Origin of the sequence: Pseudoalteromonas sp. T1lg21 (assembly GCF_002964625.1) — a bacterium.
GTDB classification, from domain to species: Bacteria; Pseudomonadota; Gammaproteobacteria; order Enterobacterales; family Alteromonadaceae; genus Pseudoalteromonas; species Pseudoalteromonas gelatinilytica.
The window spans coordinates 1-716 of sequence record NZ_PQBX01000032.1 but is presented as its reverse complement, the minus strand read 5'-3'; the positions used below and the strand labels follow the sequence as shown (position 1 = coordinate 716).

Annotated in this window: 1 pseudogene; it reads left to right on the top strand. The window is 41.2% G+C overall.

What is annotated here, in order from left to right:
* Nucleotides 1-153: 153 nt before the first annotated feature.
* Nucleotides 154-716: pseudogene (locus C2M25_RS06905) on the top strand (hypothetical protein); the annotation flags it as partial.

The window sequence follows — 716 nt, the reverse complement described above, 5'->3', positions numbered from 1 at the left end:
TAGGTTTCAATAAAATTGAACACCCGCTTATGTATTCGTCACGCGCTGAAGCTATGGCTTTTTGCATAGACTATGCAAGTGGAGAACCTTTCGAAATCATCGACGTTGATGATTCAAACTGGCAAGAACTGTTCGACTCTGGAGCATTTGACTATGAACCAGACTTCTAAACAGTTAACCAAAATCGACTATTTAACCGTTGTTTTTTGCCCTGACGAAATTGCCCGTCTTCGCTTTGACGCCAAAATTGCGTTTGGTAAAGGTGACTTTGGCTCCTACAAAGAAGCTTATAACGCAATGCTTTGTGCTGAATTATTTGACCAACAAGCCACTGATGATTTAGACCTAGATGTTAACGAATCGGTTGTTTTTGACTCTGATTATTACTATGACCAGCTGTTTGAAAACAACCCTCGTTACCGTAGTTACGGCTCTGTTGATGCTATCCCAAGTGAAGAACGGGCGCACTTTTTCAAGAATGTAGTACGCAAAACCAAACGTTATAAAACACTTAACTCATTGATTGAAGGTGATATTACTAAATTTATGCACCTTCTTAATACTGAGATTGCTACGGCTGCCGACCGCTTAACATCGGATGATTTAAGCTGGTCTTATCGTCATAACTCAGGCGGCATGTTCACCTATGAAAAGTCAGCAACCCTTTACCGTCATGATGTAAATTCGGGCGTTGTTGCTTGGGGTGCTAACAATGG